The sequence below is a fragment of the Heminiphilus faecis genome (assembly GCF_008728965.1).
Taxonomy (GTDB): Bacteria; Bacteroidota; Bacteroidia; order Bacteroidales; family Muribaculaceae; genus Muribaculum; species Muribaculum faecis.
This window is the reverse complement of record NZ_VSMC01000008.1, coordinates 106,951-122,787: the sequence shown is the minus strand read 5'-3', so window position 1 is coordinate 122,787 and position 15,837 is coordinate 106,951. Positions and strand designations below refer to the sequence as shown.

The following is a 15,837-nucleotide window of genomic DNA, read 5'->3' as shown; positions in this document are numbered from 1 at the left end:
TTTCTACCGATTCACTCTTGGGGGCGGACTCGGCCGCCCCCGCCGCTTGGGCATCCCCCTCCGAGAGGAGTGAGGTTGGTCTGCTTATCTAAGCAAAGTTTTTGCACTTCGATTTTGAATCTTCACAATTAGCCGAGCGGAAGTATGTAATATCAATTAAAAAACGCGGTTGTTAAACGTCGATAAGGTTAGTAGGGACGCCAGTACCACGGCGTCCGGCTTTGCCCCGCACGGTCTCTTGTATGGCCGTCCGGCTGCGTCCCGCATGGTCTCTTGTATGGCCATCCGGTTTCGCCCCGCAAGGTCTTTTGTATGGCCATCCGGCTTCGCGGGCGCCGTGGAACTGGCGCCCCTACCTATCTGCTGCATTTTAATCGTTCAATCGGCTTTTGCAGTTGAACCGTAATCTAAGACGGATGTCAACGATACGAATAAGTCGAGCGGAAGTATGTAATATCAATTAAAAAACGTGGTTGTTAAACGTCGATAAGGTTGGTAGGGACGCCAGTACCACGGCGTCCGGCTGCGTCCCGTATGGTCTTTTGTATGGCCGTCCGGCTTCGCGGGCGCCGTGGTACTGGCGCCCCTACCTATCTGTTGCATTTTAATCGTTCAATCGGCTTTTGCAGATGATCCGTAATCTAAGACGGATGTCAACGATACGAATAAGTCGAGCAGAAGTATGTAATATCAATTAAAAAACGGCGGTTGTTAAACGTCGATAAGGTTGGTAGGGACGCCAGTACCACGGCGTCCGGTTGCGTCCCGCAAGGTCTTTTGTATGGCCGTCCGGCTTCGCGGGCGCCGTGGAACTGGCGCCCCTACCTATCTGTTGCATTTTAAGACGGAGTCAACTATGTTAATAAGCCGAGCGCAAAAGCAAATATTTGATTTTGTAAGACAAAAGTATCTTGTTATATTTGCAGATAGTAGGGGATGGTGCCCTATGTAAGCTGACAATTCATTCATCTCATATAAATAACATGAAGTATCATACTCTTTTACTTTCTTTGATGTGCGCCGTGCCTTCGGTTCAGACGGTGACGGCATCCGACATCAGTGCCGACGGCGACAGTGCTCTGTATCGTTTCGTCAACACCGGTAATCCGCTTATAAAACATAAGCATACGGCCGATCCGGCTACGCTGGTCATCGGCGACACGCTCTGGCTCTATACCGGCACCGACGAGCCGGGCAACAAACCGGGTTATCATATGCCCAACTGGTGCGTGTTCTCGACTACCGACATGCAGCACTGGACCGAGTATCCGATGCCGCTCGCCGTTAAGGATTTCAAGTGGGACAGCTCACACGCTTCATATGCGGCCCAGTGTATAGAGCGCGACGGACGTTACTATTACTTTATCAGTACCAACGGCTCCGGCATAGGTGTGGCGGTAAGCGATACCCCGCAAGGCCCGTTCAAGGATGCCATAGGCAAGCCGCTTATTACGATGGCCGATTGCGAGGGCGCCAATCACAGCTGGGTGAGCATTGACCCCACCGTTTTCATTGATGACGACGGGCAGGCTTATCTGTTCTGGGGCAACCAACTCTGCTACTATGCCAAACTTAAAGAAAACATGCTCGAACTTGACGGCGATATCAAGAGGGTACATGTGCCCGACTTCACCGAAGCGCCGTGGATTCATAAAAGAGGCGGCAAGTATTATCTGATCTATGCGGCGCAGTGGCCCGAGAAGATTGCCTATGCTATGAGCGACGACATCAACGGACCGTGGGAGTATCAGGGCGTAATATCGGAAGTGGCCGGCAACAGCAATACCACTCACCCCGCCATAGTGGAGTTTAAAGGAAAGAATTATTTCTTCTCTCACATAGGCGGACTCGGTGGAGGCAGCGGCAGCCGCTCTGTGATAGCTGAACCGCTGGAGTACAACGATGACGGTACGATACGCCCGATTCATGCTTCAGCCGCAGGTATAAGCACGCTTTATTCGGCTCTTGACAACAAGCACAATCCTATATTGCCCGGTTTCCATGCCGATCCTGAGATTATTTACTCAAACAAGACCGGCAAGTATTATATATACTCGACTACTGACGGCACTCCGGGCTGGGGCGGACATTACTTCCGTGTATACTCTTCACATAATCTTGCCGACTGGACCGATGAGGGCATTATGCTTGATGTCAAAGGTCAGCAGGTGCCGTGGGCGGTCGGAAACGCATGGGCGCCGGCTATAATCGAACGCAAGGAGGATGACGGGTACAAATACTATTTTTATTTCAGCGGTCATAACCCGCTGAACAACCGTAAGGCTATCGGAGTGGCTGTGGCCGACGATCCGGCGGGGCCGTTTTATGCTCTCGATACTCCTATTGTGGACAAGTCGCCTGTCGGCGGCGGCCAGCAGATTGATGTCGACGTATTCCATGACCCGGTTACGGGAAAATATTACCTTTATTGGGGCAACGGTTATATGGCCGGCGCTGAGCTTAACGATGATCTGACCTCGATAAAGGAGGAGACGGTGACAGTTATGACTCCTGAGGGCGGTACTCTTGACACTTATGCGTTCCGTGAGGCTCCTTATGTGTTCTTCCGCAATGGCGTCTATTACTTCATGTGGTCGGTTGACGATACCGGCTCGCCCAACTATCATGTGGCTTACGGTACGTCCGATGCTCCGCTCGGCAAGATCAAGGTGGCCGATCAGTGCAATGTCCTTGTGCAGAACCCCGAGAAGAAGATTTACGGTCCGGCCCACAATTCGGTAATAAATATCCCCGGTACCGATGAGTGGCGTATAGTGTATCACCGTATACATCCTGATTATATAGACAGGGACAAGATGCCCGGTATCCATCGTCAGGTATGTATAGACAGGCTCGAATTTAATGCCGACGGCACGATAAAGCCTGTGGTGCCTACTAAATAAAGTGAGCGACGGTATAACAATATCGCTATATCTTTGTTATTAAATACGATACAATAATTAAAGATTACGACATTATGAAACTGGCTGAAGCTTTGAGCCTGCGTGCCGACCTGCAGAAGCGGCTTGCGCAGTTGAAAGGGCGCATGAAAGAGAGCGCCAAAGTTCAGGAAGGCGACACTCCTCCGGAGGATATCGCCGTTCTTGAGAAAGAGTTTGACTCGCTGTTGGGGCAGCTTGAAACGTTGATATACCGTATTAATGTTACCAATCTCGCTACGGCCGACGATGAGGGCGCGACTCTTACCGCACTGATAGCGCGCCGCGATGTGCTCGCCATGAGAGTGTCGTCGATGCGTGAGGTGCTCGACTTTGTGTCGGAGCCTGACAACCGCTACGGGCGCAACGAGATAAAGACCGTGCGTCTTGTCGATGTGGCCGAGGCACGTCGCAAGCTTGACGGGCATTCACGCAGTCTTCGTGAACTTGATATGAAGATTCAAGGCTTAAACTGGACAGTGGAGCTGAAGTAATAATATAATAAGGTGTAACATAGGGCCGTGGTTGGGACACAAACCCGCCGGGGTTGCCGGCAATCATGGAGCTTTTCGGAACGGAAGCAGATGTTCACAGCGTAAAGTTCAGCATGGCGTACAGGCGCATTATGCACATTCCGCTTCAGCCGCGGATATTCATTAAGCACTACCGCGTGTCGGCCGCGGTCCTATGTGAGGGACGGGCAGAGGGCAAAAAAAGGAAGCGCAGTTTCGCGCTTCCTTTTTATTATGGTTGAAAAATATAACTTGGGGCTGTTGTTGTTACTGACGGCCGGAAACTTCCATGCCGCGGGCTATCTTGCCTATAAGACCCTGAAGCACTTTGCCCGGACCTATTTCGATAAATTCGGTGGCTCCGTCGGCAACCATGTTCTGCACGGTCTGTGTCCAGCGTACGGGAGCGGTAAGCTGTGCTACAAGGTTGGCCTTGATTTCGGCGGGGTCGGTATGGGGCTTGGCGTCTACGTTCTGGTATACGGGACATACGGGAGCGTGTACCGGAGTCTTTTCGATGGCTTCGGCAAGTTCGGCACGTGCGGGTTCCATGCAGGGGCTGTGGAACGCACCGCCTACTTTCAGTTTGAGCGCACGCTTGGCACCGGCGGCGAGGGCTTTCTCGCATGCGGCGTCGATAGCGGCTTCCTCGCCCGATATTACGAGCTGGCCGGGGCAGTTATAGTTGGCACATACAACCACTCCGTCAACCGAGGCGCATATCTCCTCGACTGTCTCGTCGGAGAGTGCGAGCACAGCGGCCATAGTCGAGGGTTTGAGCTCACATGCTTTCTGCATGGCTTGGGCACGGGCGCTTACAAGACGCAGGCCGTCTTCAAAGCTCAATGCGCCTGCTGCTACAAGAGCCGAAAACTCGCCGAGCGAATGGCCGGCGGTCATGTCGGGTTTGATTTCGTTTTCAAGAGTCTTGGCAAGTATTACCGAGTGCAGAAATATGGCAGGTTGGGTCACCTTGGTCTGGCGAAGATCTTCATCGGTACCGTTAAACATGAGGTCGGTAATGCGGAAGCCGAGGATGTCGTTGGCCTTTTCAAACATTTCGCGGGCAACGGGGTTGTTGTCGTAGAGGTCTTTGCCCATGCCTACGAATTGTGCCCCTTGACCGGGGAAAACAAATGCTTTCATAATCTTTAAGTGATTGGATTATATGTTAAATCAGGCTGCAAAATTACGGATTTTTTTCCATAATTGCGACAATATGCGATTAAATTCGTACCTTTACGCTTATTGAAAGTGCAGATATATTAAATTTAATCATTGACAATGAACATTATACCTCTTTTATTCGGCAATCTCGGCATAGCCGAATTACTTATCATAGCATTGGTGGTGCTCCTGTTTTTCGGCGGACGCAAGATTCCGGAACTGATGCGCGGCCTCGGGAAGGGTGTCAGCAGCTTCAAGCAGGGCATGAATGACATACAGGATGAGATAACAAAGCCGACCGACAAAAAATCAGATGGCGACAGCGACCGATGAAGCTCTAAAGAAGGGCCGTCAGGAAGAGATGTCGTTTTGGGACCATGCCGATGCTCTGCGTGGGGTGCTGTTGCGCGCCGCCGGGGTGGTCGTAGTGCTGACAGCGCTGCTTTTTTCCGTCATGCCGCGGCTCTTCGACGAGGTTATTATGGCTCCGTGCCGTCCCGATTTCTGGCTTTACGGGCTGCTCGGTGCCGGCGACTTTTCAGTGACGATAGTCAATATAAAACTGGCGTCGCAGTTTTTTATCCATGTGTCCTCTTCGTTCTGGCTGGCGCTGGTGCTTTCGTGTCCGGTCATAATGTATCTGCTGTGGACGTTTGTCAGCCCGGCCTTGTACAGTCATGAGCGCCGCGGGGTGAAAACGGCCTTTATCCTCGGCAACTTTATGTTTTTTGCCGGGCTTGCGGTGGGTTATCTGCTGGTTTTTCCTATCACATTGCGGTTTCTCGCCGACTATCAGGTGAGTGCCGCCGTGCCCAATCATATATCGCTTGATTCCTATATGGACAATTTTCTGATGATGATTTTCATCATGGGGCTTGTCTTTGAACTTCCGTTGCTCTGCTGGCTTCTCGGCAGGCTCGGCATAGTTCACCGCGGGCTTTTCAACCGCTACCGGCGTCATGCCATAGTCGTGCTGCTTGTCGTGGCGGCCTTCATTACCCCTACAGGCGACCCGTTTACGCTTGCCGTGGTCTTTCTGCCGGTCTATCTGCTTTGGGAGTTCGGGGCGCTTCTGGTGCCGTCGGCTGACAAGGCGAAAGCTCAGGCTGTCACTCCCGATAATATACCCTCTTGACGCGCGACGCCACGGAAGTCAGTATTTCGTAAGGTATCGTGCCGAGTATGTCGGCCAGTTCTATGACCGATATGTTGTGGCCGAATACCTCCACCGTGTCGCCCACTTTGCAGGGGGTGTCGGTGACGTCGACCATACACACATCCATGCATATGCTTCCTACTGTAGGACATCGGCGTCCGTTGATCCACACCGCCGCATTGCCGTAGCCCAAGTGACGGTTAAGTCCGTCGGCGTAGCCTATGGGTAGGGTGGCTATGCGCGAGCGTCGGTGCAGAAGTCCTTTGCGCGAGTAGCCGATGGTGGTGCCGGCGGGCCACTCTTTTATTGATATGACCGATGTGCGCAGTGTGCTTACCGGACGCAGATCGCCCTGAGAGTGGTCGGGCATGGTGGGTATGCCGTAAAGGCATATTCCGAGGCGCACCATGTCATATTGGTGCTCCGGAAAGCGTGTTATGCCGGTCGAGTTGAGGATATGGCGCAGTATATGGTGGCTGAAGCCGCGCTGGAGCGACTCGCTGCATCGTGCGAAAATCTCGAACTGTTCCATCGTATAGTCATCCATCTCCGGTGAGTCGGCGGCGGCCAGATGGCTGAACACCGACTTCGGTGTGAGCACGTCCTGTGACTGAAGTACTTTTTTCAGCCGGGGCATGTCGGCTTCGAGAAATCCCAACCGGTGCATGCCGGTGTCGAGTTTTATGTGTACCGGGTAGTCATGTATGCCGTGGCGCCGACCCTCTCTGATAAATTCCTCAAGTATCTCGAACGAGTATATCTCCGGTTCCAGACGGCAGTCAAAGAGAGTGGTGTAGTTGACCACACGCGGGTTGAGCACCATGATGGGCATGGTTATGCCGGCCTTGCGCAGGTCAACGCCCTCGTCGGCTACGGCTACGGCCAGATAGGCCGCACCCTGCGACTGCAGTGTCTTGGCCAGCTCGTAAGAGCCGGCTCCGTAACCTGATGCCTTCACCATAGCCACTATGCCTGTCGTGGGCTTTATGCGCGAGCGGAAGTTGTTGAAGTTGTGCACCACGGCGTCGAGATTGACCTCAAGCACCGTCTCGTGCTGACGTGCTTCGAGCACTTCGCTCAGCCGGTGAAATCCGAAGTCGTCGGAGCCCTTTATCAGTATCAGTTCATGGCTGAAGTCGTTGGGCGTCGTGTTGGAAAGAAATTCCTCGGTCGATCGGTAAAACTTGGAGTTTTGGTTGAAGTAGGGAGCGTGGCGCGATATCTCCTCGCCGATGCCGATTATGCGTGTCACCCCTTTTTGCTTGAGTAGGTGGGCTATGTTGCTGTACATGTTTTCCGACGTCATGGTCTCGTGCATGACGTCGCTGAGTATCACGGTCGATGTGCGGTCGGCGGTGGCGCGCCTCTGCATGAAGTCGAGCGCCGGACTGAGCGAATGGTAGTCGCCCGTGTACGAGTCGTATATGAGCATGCAGTCGTTGACTCCTTCGATGACGTTGAGTCGTGTGCCGACAGGGGTTAGACGTTCCATGCGTGCGGCTATCTTTTCAGGCGCCACACCTAAATATATAAGGGCTATGATGGCTCCTACGGCATTTTCTATCGATGCCGGGTCGTTGAAGTTGATCGATGCCTCATGGTCGGCCCCGTTGATGTGACATTTTATGCCCGTGCTACCGTCGCTGCGCTTGTTTATCGTGACCTTTACGGTGGCGTCAGGGTCGGTCACTGACCAGTCGAGATGCCGCGCCGCTATCTCTTCCTCCTCCATGACCTCTCTTATGAGCGGGTCGTCGCTGCAGTATATGACGCACTCGCACTCCTTGAACAACCTTATCTTCTCGCGGCATTTATCGCGCTTCGACGGAAACCCCTCGGCATGTTCTCCTCCTATGTTGGTGAGTATGCCGAGAGTGGGCTGTATCATGGCTTGGAGCTCTTTCATCTCGCCGCTCAGCGATATTCCCGCCTCAAATATGCCTATCTCGCTGTCGCGGTTCATCTCCCACAGCGAAAGGGGCACCCCTATCTGGCTGTTGAAGCTTCGCGGACTTCTGACTATGCGGTAGTCGGGCTGCAGCAGCTGGTAGAGCCATTCTTTCAAGGTGGTCTTGCCGCGGCTGCCTGTTATGCCTATGACCGGTATGCCGTACTGCATGCGGTGGTGCCGGGCTATCGTGTGAAGGGCCTTTTTCACATCCTTCACCACGAGAAAGTTTACATTGGGCGTGCCCACCACGTTGACCGGCACATTGTCGACAATGAAGTTGCGCACTCCTTTTTCTATAAGTTCCTTTATATAGCGGTGGCCGTCGTTGTTGCGCGTGCGCAATGCGAAAAACAGCGACTCGCTCGGGTAGGTGACTGAGCGCGAGTCGGTAAGCAGCACCGATATTGTGTGCAGTAGAAATGCAGGAGCTTTTAACTCAAGTATCTCCGATATCTGGCTGATCGTATACTTCATTGTAGAAATGTCGTTTTTTAACATGATGAGATGATTTTTTAACACTTGAACGCGCCGTTTTGTTGGCTTTGTGTCAGGGAAGTATGTCGAGCATCGTGCGGCACAGGCCGGTCAGCTCCTCGTCGGTTATCACATAGGGAGGCATGATGTATACGTTGCGGCCAAACGGACGCACCCATATGCCCCGCTCCACACATCGCTTCTGAAATGCGCCCACATCCACCGGCTCTTTCATTTCGACGACGCCGATCGTGCCGAGCACTCTGACCTCTTTCACCCGATCGATATTACGGGCGGGGGCGAGTTCGCGCTTCATTATCTCCTCTATGCGGGCTATGCATGCCGGCATGTCCTGCGACTCCAGCAGACGTAATGACTCACACGCTATGGCACAGGCGAGAGGATTGGCCATGAACGTGGGGCCGTGCATCATGACTCCGGCTTCGCCGCGCGATATGGTGTCGGCCACATCCTTCGTCGTAAGTACGGCGCTCATGGTCAGGTAGCCCGCCGTAAGCCCTTTGCCTATGCACATTATGTCGGGTTCGGTCCCGGCCCATTCCCATGCAAAGCGCCGGCCTGTCCTCCAGAAGCCTGTGGCTATCTCGTCAAATATCAGGTATACCCCGTAGCGGTCACATAGTTTGCGGGCTTCGCGAAGGTACTGCGGATGGTAAAACCGCATGCCGCCCGCTCCCTGCACTATAGGCTCGAGTATGAGTGCGGCTATGTCGTCGTGGTGTTCCCGCAGCACGGTTTCGAGTTGGGCTGTCGACTCAGGACGCCATTCTTCGTAAAATCCTGTCGATGGGGCCTCGACGAAATATCTTATAGGCAGTGCCGGTCCGAACGCGCCGTGCATGCCTGTCACCGGATCGCATACGCTCATGGCGTTCCATGTGTCGCCGTGATACCCCGACCGTATCGTCACGAAGTTGCTCTTGTCATGGCTGCCGCTTCGCGATATGGCCGCCTGTATTGCCATTTTCATGGCTACTTCTACGGCCACCGAGCCCGAGTCGGCATAAAATATGTTGTTCATCGACGGAGGTGCCATGGCAAGCAGCTTTTTGCCAAGTTCGATGGCCGGTTCATGGGTGAAGCCGCCAAACATCACATGCGACATTTTTTCTATCTGTCGGGTTGCGGCCGCGTTGATGCTCGGATGGTTGTAGCCGTGTATTGTGCACCACCATGACGACATGCCGTCTATAAGGCGTGTGCCGTCGGCAAGGGTTATCGTGGAGCCGCTTGCCGAGTCGACTTTGTAGGTGGGCAGCGGGTCTATGGTCGAGGTATAGGGATGCCACAGATGGTCATGGTCCCAAGGGTCGTGGAGTGTGGAATGATCGGTCATAATTCTGTTTTACGGTACGCAAAGTTAATATATGCGGTAATATTATGCAATGACTAAATCGCATATTCACTTTTGCCGCTGAACTGACGGTATATCTGTTATTATGTATGGCAATGTGTCTTTTGAAGTGTAAAAATGCCGCCAAATAGACTGATTATGATGAAAAATGAAAGAAAATGCCGGTTTTTGACGTTTTTTGTTGACACGAATAGGGGAAATTCATTAAATTTGCAAGCCTAACGATAATCATTAACTATAAAATTTATGAAAAAGCATAATTTTTATGCCGGGCCATCAATTCTTAGTGAGTACACTATAAAGAATACAGCTGAAGCCATCAAGGACTTCGCGGGTACCGGATTGTCAATCCTTGAAGTCTCTCACCGCAGTAAGGAGTTTGTCGCTGTCATGGATGAGGCGCAGCAACTCGTGAAAGAACTTCTTGATGTGCCTGCCGGCTATCAAGTGCTTTTTCTCGGGGGAGGAGCGTCGATGCAGTTCTGCATGGTGCCTTACAACCTGTTGAAGAAAAAAGCCGCCTATCTCGATACCGGTACTTGGGCGTCCAATGCCATAAAGGAGGCTCGTCTGTTTGGCGAGGTCGATGTCGTGGCTTCAAGCAAAGACAAGAACTACACTTTCATACCTAAGGGCTTTACCGTACCCGAAGATGCCGATTACTTCCACTATACTACCAATAATACTATTTACGGCACCGAGTTGCGTCATGATCCCGATGTGAAAGTGCCTCTCGTGGCCGACATGTCGAGCGACATTTTCTCTCGTCCCGTGGATGTGTCAAAGTATGATGTCATTTATGCCGGCGCACAGAAAAATCTTGCTCCCGCAGGTGTCACAATAGTTATTGTAAAGGAAGATGCGCTCGGCAACGTAGACCGGGCTATACCCACGATGCTTGACTACCGCACCCATGTAAAGAAAGGATCTATGTTCAATACTCCTCCCGTGCTGCCTATATACTCCGCGCTCCAGACTCTTAGACATTATAAAGAGTTGGGTGGCGTTGAGGAGATGCAGCGACGCGACCTTGCAAAGGCCGAGATGCTTTATGAGGCTATCGACTCAAGCCGCATGTTTGTCGGTACTGTCGCTCCCGAGGACCGTTCTATCATGAATGTATGCTTTGTCATGAAGCCCGAGTATGACGGCCTTGACAAGGAGTTCATCGACTTCGCTTCCACAAAAGGCATTGTCGGCATAAAGGGTCACCGTTCGGTAGGCGGTTTCCGTGCATCGCTCTATAACGCTCTTCCCTTGGAGAGTGTTAAGGTGCTTGTCGATGCCATGAAGGAATTTGAGAAAAATCATTAATCCTCCATTGACTATGAAAGTACTTGTAGCTACTGAAAAACCGTTTGCCGCTGTTGCGGTCGACGGTATACGTAAGGTTATCGCAGAGTCAGGCTATGAACTTCAACTGCTTGAGAAATACTCTTCAAAGGCTGACCTGCTTGGCGCCGTTGCCGATGCCGATGCGGTCATCATACGTAGCGATGTCATTGATGCCGAAGTGCTCGACGCGGCAAAGAGGCTCAGGATTGTAGTGCGCGCAGGCGCCGGATATGACAATGTGGACCTCGCTGCTGCCACAGCCCACGGCGTTGTGGTTGAAAATACTCCGGGCCAGAACTCCAATGCCGTTGCCGAACTGGTATTCGGTATGGCTGTCATGGCCGTGCGCAATATGTATAACGGCACTTCCGGCACGGAGATGAAAGGCAAACGCCTCGGTCTTCAGGCTTACGGTCAGGTGGGGCGCAACGTTGCCCGTATCGCCAAAGGAGTAGGTATGGAGGTTTCGGCTTACGATCCTTATTGTCCTGATGATGTTATGGTTGCCGACGGCATTAAGCCTGTCCACTCCGTTGAGGAGCTTTATGCCGGCAATGACTTCGTGTCGATACACATTCCCGCTACTCCCGAAACCAAAAAGAGCATCGGTTTCGACCTTATAACGAAGATGCCCAAGGGTGGGGTGCTCATCAATACGGCCCGCAAGGAGGTGATTGACGAAGAAGGTCTTGATAAAGCCCTTGAAGCGCGTGCCGACCTCAAGTATGTGGCCGACGTCAAGCCTGACAGCGCCGAAGAGCTCAAAGCCCGGTTTGGCGACCGTGTCTTCTTCACGCCGAAGAAGATGGGCGCACAGACAGCCGAAGCTAACATCAACGCCGGTATTGCCGCCGCCCGTCAGGTGGTAGATTATCTTCGCGACGGCATCAACAAATACCAAGTAAACAAATAGTCTTGTTTACTGCTCATACCAAGGCGTCAGGGTGTCACACATCCCTGACGCCTTTTTATTTCCTCGTTATTTGCTTTTGGGCATAAGCCGCCCATAGCCCGCATACCCTTTGCCGGCGGCGACAGCCATGTCTATCGTACATACGACACCGATACTGATGACCTGCCTATTTCATGTATTCATGTCGGTTATATCTGTGATTTATATTAAAAGAGGTTAAAAACGGAGTGTTCTGTATCTGCAGTTTGGATAATTCAGAAAAACTTTCTACCTTTGCACTCACAAAACAACATCGCGGGGTGGAGCAGTGGTAGCTCGTTGGGCTCATAACCCAAAGGTCACAGGTTCGAGTCCTGTCCCCGCCACTAAGAAGGCTTGCAATCGCAAGCCTTTTCTATTTGCCTCTTTCCTGTTCCCGCTTGCAGTTCGGGCGGGTCAGATTCAAAACCCGGTTGAAGTGTTAAATGCAACAGATATGTAGGGGCGCCAGTAGTACGGCGCCCGCGAAGCCGGAGGCCGTACAAGAGACCGTGCGGGTCGCAGCCTGACGCCGTGGTACTGGCGTCCTTACCACATATATAGTCGTTGGTTGACAACCGCATTTTTACGTTGATCCCAAAATACGGGCCATGTAGTCCGCCATTAGTCTTTTAGAACTATAAATGAGCTTAGCTCACTTCATATACAATTGATGGGTCGAAAAATATTTCACAAAATCAGATATTGGTTGAATAATCATCTGAAAAAGATGTCATTCAAGACGGGAGTCATCGTATTACTGGCATGTATCCCCTTCTATATCTTGTCTTTTGCGCAGATGGCACTCCCTATAAGCGCTACTGCAAAAGGGGTGCTTTGGGCCTTGTTTTTCGGAATGGCAAAAACGGCGCAGTATGGAGGTATTACTATACTTGGTGCAGAGGGTATCCGAAGGATTAAAGCATATATGAAACGATTTAAAAATTAATCATGGCGGATATGCCGATTAGTGATATCGATTCATTATGTCGGCCGCGGACGGGTTCGAAACACCGGTCATGACGTCCTCTATTGGCCTAATTAGACCAATTAGCCCTATAGAATCCCCCTGTAATTGTTAAAAATGCCCTTTACGCCCGATTGTGCATAAATCGGGTCCTCGCGTGTATTATCTTTGTGGTTGAAAACACACCCATAAACCCCGCCGTGCTATGAAATTTGACCAAGAATGGAGCGAGGCCATCTCACACCTCGACGCCCGCAGTCAGGCCCGTCTCACCGAGGCCATCCGCCACTATCAGAATACCGACACCATGCCCGTCGGCCTCGACCCCGCCTCTATGATGGGCTTTCTCTTCGCCAAGGCCGTCATCGACCGCCGCAAGCGTGTCAACGCCCGGGCCCGCGAACGCCGCCGTCAGAAAGCCCTCTCGACCTCAAGAGGCTCTATTAGTCCAATTAGACCAATTAGTCCTATAAAACCCACAGAATCCACCAAGCCCGCTACTCCTACACCCTCGTCTCCCGTCACCGCCGACTACTACAAGGCCTTGCCGGGTTACCGCCGCAGCCACTCGCTCAGCTATCCGGGTCAGGAGGTGTGCAACGACTGGGACATGATCGAGGCTTGGCGTCCGCTCATGCTCCGCGACACCTCTTTCCTTCAGGGTCTGGCCGATTACCACCATGTGGGTGTCGACTTCATCACCGGCCACATCCCCACTTACGACACGTACCTGCTCAACAACAGGCGCGTTGCCGTCGACTGCCTCGAAGACTACCGTCTCGAGTTTGAGCGCTACATGATGTCGTCGATGCTGATGATGGGGCGCAGGAGCCGACGCTTCCAACGCATGGAGTACTGATGTTTGTGTTGATTTCGCGACATATGTCAGTCGGTGGCCGGGAGTACCTCCATGGCCCGGCGTCGGTCAATGCCGAGTTCGATGGCTTTGCGCAGGTCTTCACGGGCTGCATCGATTTCGAAGCGCATTTTGTTGAGGTATGCCCGGTACATGTATAATTCGCCGTCTTTAGGGTCAAGAGCAAGCCCCGAATTGATGTCGGCCGATGCTTCGTTGAGCCTTTGCAGCATAAGATAGCATACGGCGCGTGCACCGTAAATGTGGGTTGTGGGCTGTTTTTCGAGCAAGGCGGTATAGTAGGGCAGGGCCTTGTCCCATTGTTCTGTGGCCGAGTAGTATGAGCCGAAGGCCGTGTTGGCCTCTTCGCTTGCCGGCGACATTTGCTCGAGAGCCTTGCAGTCGGCCAGCGATGTGTTGAAGTCACCGCGTCGGAGCGACATGATGGCATGCATGTAGCGTGGTTCGGTAAGGGTGGAGTCAAGGCTTATGACAGTAGTGTAGTCGCGGTAGGCTTCGTCATCGCGTCCTATCGCCGTGAGCACTTCGGCGCGGTTGAGCAGTACTGTCACGGACTTGGGCGCACGCCGGTGGGCTTGGTCAAGCGACGCCAGAGCCAGACTGTCCTTGCCGAGGTTATACTGTACTATGCCGAGATTGGATAGCAGAAGGATGTTGGTAGGGTCCTCGGGCCGCAGACTTATCGCTTCGAGCAGGTTGGTTTCCGCGCCGCTCCAGTCGCCCTCGGCTATGGATTTATCGGCGAGTTCGACAAGTTCGAGATAGCTCTGTGCCGAAAGCATTACTGGTATCAGCAGCAGTATTATGGACATTCTGATTCGTGAAGTCATGATTGGTTAATATGTTTTTGACGGTTGCAAAGTTACATTTTAATTTGTCGATTAGCCTCTCTTTATAGGTTTTAAAATGTTATAATTAGCTTATTTTGGCAATCTACGGAAAAGATTTTGTAATTTTGTACATTATGAAACTACGATACATTATCACATCACTCATAACTCTTGTGCTTGTAGGGTGCGGTGGCCATGACGGTCCGGAGCAACCAGCAGGAGTTTCGCGTACGGTACTTGTATATATGGCTGCCGCCAACAGTCTCGGCGACGGCTCCTATTCCTCGCGCCGCTGGGACATCGAAGACATTCGTGAAATGACATCGGCAGTGCAGGCCGGCGCTCTTGATGAAGGGGGCCGTCTGCTGGTATATCATGCCGGCAGCGGCATGGTGCCCGAGTTGAAGGAGATAACGCGCGACGGGGTCGTGACCCTGCGCCGCTACGAGGGTGAGGGCAGTCCGGTATCGGTGGCTGTGATGCGCGGTGTGCTTGACGACATGCGCACGGTGGCTTCGGCCGATGAGTACGGTCTGGTGCTGTGGAGCCATGCCAGCGGATGGATGATTGACAACGGCAAGAGCCCCGAAGGAAGGTCATGGGGTGTAGACGAGTCGGAGGGCAAGGGGTCGAAAGCCAAAGAGATGGCCATTCCCGACCTTGCTCGTGCGCTTGACGACCAGCATCTGTTGTTCATATACTTTGACTGCTGCTTCATGGGCAACATCGAGTCATTGTATGAAGTGAAGGACGCGGCGCGCTACGTCGTGGCTTCACCTACCGAGACCCCTTTGGCCGGTATGCCTTACGAAGAGAATGTACCGTGCTTTTTCTCCAAGGTGCCTGACCTGCGTCAGGTGGCAAAAAATACATTTGACTATTACGACGCCAAGTCGGGGAGTGACCGCAGCATAGCGATTTCACTATATGATATGTCGAAAATCGACGCCGTGGCAGCCGCATACAAGAACGTGCTGGCTGTCAATAAAGTGCCGGCTGACGGTTATTCTCAGCAGCAGTATGGCTACGGGCGCACTTATGGCAACCGCTTTTATGACTTCGCACACTATGTGAAGTCACTTACCGATGACTCGTCGTTGCTCGGCTCCTTTGACCGGGCCATGTCTGATTTTGTGCTGTACACCGACAATACCCCTTCAATGTGGGGCGGCGAAATAAACTTAATACACTGCAACGGTGTTTCAAGTTATATAATCACCGGAACGGATGACTATGTCGCTTCAACTAAAGGTTATTATGATTTGAGGTGGTGGAATGACGTGGTGTCGCCCGCTTTCGGGAATTAAAACCCTATTGTATTGT

The 15,837-nt window shown here is 52.4% G+C and carries 12 protein-coding genes, 1 tRNA gene and 1 pseudogene; 10 read left to right on the top strand and 4 right to left on the bottom strand.

Annotation, left to right across the window (positions count from 1 at the left end; genetic code table 11):
- Positions 1–983: 983 nt before the first annotated feature.
- Both FW767_RS13320 and FW767_RS05185 read left to right on the top strand, forming a co-directional pair.
- On the top strand, positions 984–2,903 hold the full coding sequence (locus tag FW767_RS13320) for a family 43 glycosylhydrolase (RefSeq protein ID WP_235898063.1): 1,920 nt from the start codon (positions 984–986) through the stop codon (positions 2,901–2,903).
- A gap of 74 nt (positions 2,904–2,977) precedes the next feature.
- Positions 2,978–3,433, top strand: a complete 456-nt coding sequence (locus tag FW767_RS05185) for a DIP1984 family protein (RefSeq protein WP_121698521.1) — start codon at positions 2,978–2,980, stop codon at positions 3,431–3,433.
- 285 nt (positions 3,434–3,718) lie between these two features.
- On the opposite strand, the gene fabD is transcribed toward FW767_RS05185, so the two are convergent.
- Positions 3,719–4,597 (bottom strand): ACP S-malonyltransferase, encoded by an 879-nt coding sequence (fabD, locus tag FW767_RS05180; protein WP_121698523.1) that lies wholly within the window; start codon positions 4,595–4,597, stop codon positions 3,719–3,721.
- Between the two features lie 138 nt (positions 4,598–4,735).
- On the opposite strand from fabD, the gene FW767_RS05175 reads away from it, so the two are divergent.
- Both FW767_RS05175 and tatC read left to right on the top strand, forming a co-directional pair.
- Positions 4,736–4,951 carry a Sec-independent protein translocase subunit TatA/TatB gene (locus tag FW767_RS05175; protein WP_205523821.1) on the top strand — a complete coding sequence of 72 codons (216 nt, stop codon included), beginning with the start codon at positions 4,736–4,738 and terminating at the stop codon, positions 4,949–4,951.
- Positions 4,932–5,753 carry a twin-arginine translocase subunit TatC gene (gene tatC, locus FW767_RS05170; RefSeq protein WP_121698524.1) on the top strand — a complete coding sequence of 274 codons (822 nt, stop codon included), beginning with the start codon at positions 4,932–4,934 and terminating at the stop codon, positions 5,751–5,753. The genes FW767_RS05175 and tatC overlap by 20 nt, the downstream gene beginning before the upstream one ends.
- On the opposite strand, the gene FW767_RS05165 is transcribed toward tatC, so the two are convergent.
- Together FW767_RS05165 and bioA are read right to left on the bottom strand one after the other, a co-directional pair.
- A complete protein-coding gene (locus FW767_RS05165) occupies positions 5,728–8,199 on the bottom strand; it encodes a bifunctional UDP-N-acetylmuramoyl-tripeptide:D-alanyl-D-alanine ligase/alanine racemase (RefSeq protein ID WP_121698525.1) in 2,472 nt (823 codons plus the stop codon). The genes tatC and FW767_RS05165 overlap by 26 nt on opposite strands.
- A gap of 73 nt (positions 8,200–8,272) precedes the next feature.
- Positions 8,273–9,526 (bottom strand): annotated as a pseudogene (gene bioA / locus FW767_RS05160) (adenosylmethionine--8-amino-7-oxononanoate transaminase); the annotation flags it as partial.
- A gap of 294 nt (positions 9,527–9,820) precedes the next feature.
- Between bioA and serC the strand changes: the two are divergent.
- The 5 genes from serC to FW767_RS05135 all read left to right on the top strand — a co-directional run bounded on the left by serC (position 9,821) and on the right by FW767_RS05135 (position 13,666).
- A complete protein-coding gene (gene serC, locus FW767_RS05155) occupies positions 9,821–10,888 on the top strand; it encodes a 3-phosphoserine/phosphohydroxythreonine transaminase (RefSeq protein WP_121698527.1) in 1,068 nt (355 codons plus the stop codon).
- 13 nt (positions 10,889–10,901) lie between these two features.
- A complete protein-coding gene (locus FW767_RS05150; protein WP_121698528.1) occupies positions 10,902–11,822 on the top strand; it encodes an NAD(P)-dependent oxidoreductase in 921 nt (306 codons plus the stop codon).
- A gap of 293 nt (positions 11,823–12,115) precedes the next feature.
- Positions 12,116–12,187: transfer RNA gene (locus FW767_RS05145), tRNA-Met, on the top strand.
- 383 nt (positions 12,188–12,570) lie between these two features.
- Entirely contained in the window at positions 12,571–12,789 is a 219-nt protein-coding gene (locus FW767_RS05140) for a hypothetical protein (RefSeq protein ID WP_235898060.1), read from the top strand.
- Positions 12,790–13,012: 223 nt separating this feature from the next.
- Positions 13,013–13,666 carry a DUF6291 domain-containing protein gene (locus FW767_RS05135; RefSeq protein WP_150980386.1) on the top strand — a complete coding sequence of 218 codons (654 nt, stop codon included), beginning with the start codon at positions 13,013–13,015 and terminating at the stop codon, positions 13,664–13,666.
- Positions 13,667–13,692: 26 nt separating this feature from the next.
- Here the strand turns inward: FW767_RS05135 and FW767_RS05130 are convergent, their stop codons facing one another.
- On the bottom strand, positions 13,693–14,514 hold the full coding sequence (locus tag FW767_RS05130) for a tetratricopeptide repeat protein (protein ID WP_121698531.1): 822 nt from the start codon (positions 14,512–14,514) through the stop codon (positions 13,693–13,695).
- 134 nt (positions 14,515–14,648) lie between these two features.
- On the opposite strand from FW767_RS05130, the gene FW767_RS05125 reads away from it, so the two are divergent.
- Entirely contained in the window at positions 14,649–15,821 is a 1,173-nt protein-coding gene (locus FW767_RS05125) for a clostripain-related cysteine peptidase (RefSeq protein ID WP_121698532.1), read from the top strand.
- Positions 15,822–15,837 lie beyond the last annotated feature (16 nt).

Coding starts and splice junctions, on each gene's coding strand:
- FW767_RS05135 (WP_150980386.1), top strand. CDS start 13,013: ATGAAATTTGACCAAGAATGGAGCGAGGCCATCTCACACCTCGACGCC.
- FW767_RS13320 (WP_235898063.1), top strand. CDS start 984: ATGAAGTATCATACTCTTTTACTTTCTTTGATGTGCGCCGTGCCTTCG.
- FW767_RS05165 (WP_121698525.1), bottom strand. CDS start 8,199: ATGAAGTATACGATCAGCCAGATATCGGAGATACTTGAGTTAAAAGCT.
- FW767_RS05140 (WP_235898060.1), top strand. CDS start 12,571: ATGTCATTCAAGACGGGAGTCATCGTATTACTGGCATGTATCCCCTTC.
- FW767_RS05185 (WP_121698521.1), top strand. CDS start 2,978: ATGAAACTGGCTGAAGCTTTGAGCCTGCGTGCCGACCTGCAGAAGCGG.
- FW767_RS05175 (WP_205523821.1), top strand. CDS start 4,736: ATGAACATTATACCTCTTTTATTCGGCAATCTCGGCATAGCCGAATTA.
- FW767_RS05150 (WP_121698528.1), top strand. CDS start 10,902: ATGAAAGTACTTGTAGCTACTGAAAAACCGTTTGCCGCTGTTGCGGTC.
- tatC (WP_121698524.1), top strand. CDS start 4,932: ATGGCGACAGCGACCGATGAAGCTCTAAAGAAGGGCCGTCAGGAAGAG.
- FW767_RS05125 (WP_121698532.1), top strand. CDS start 14,649: ATGAAACTACGATACATTATCACATCACTCATAACTCTTGTGCTTGTA.
- FW767_RS05130 (WP_121698531.1), bottom strand. CDS start 14,514: ATGACTTCACGAATCAGAATGTCCATAATACTGCTGCTGATACCAGTA.
- serC (WP_121698527.1), top strand. CDS start 9,821: ATGAAAAAGCATAATTTTTATGCCGGGCCATCAATTCTTAGTGAGTAC.
- fabD (WP_121698523.1), bottom strand. CDS start 4,597: ATGAAAGCATTTGTTTTCCCCGGTCAAGGGGCACAATTCGTAGGCATG.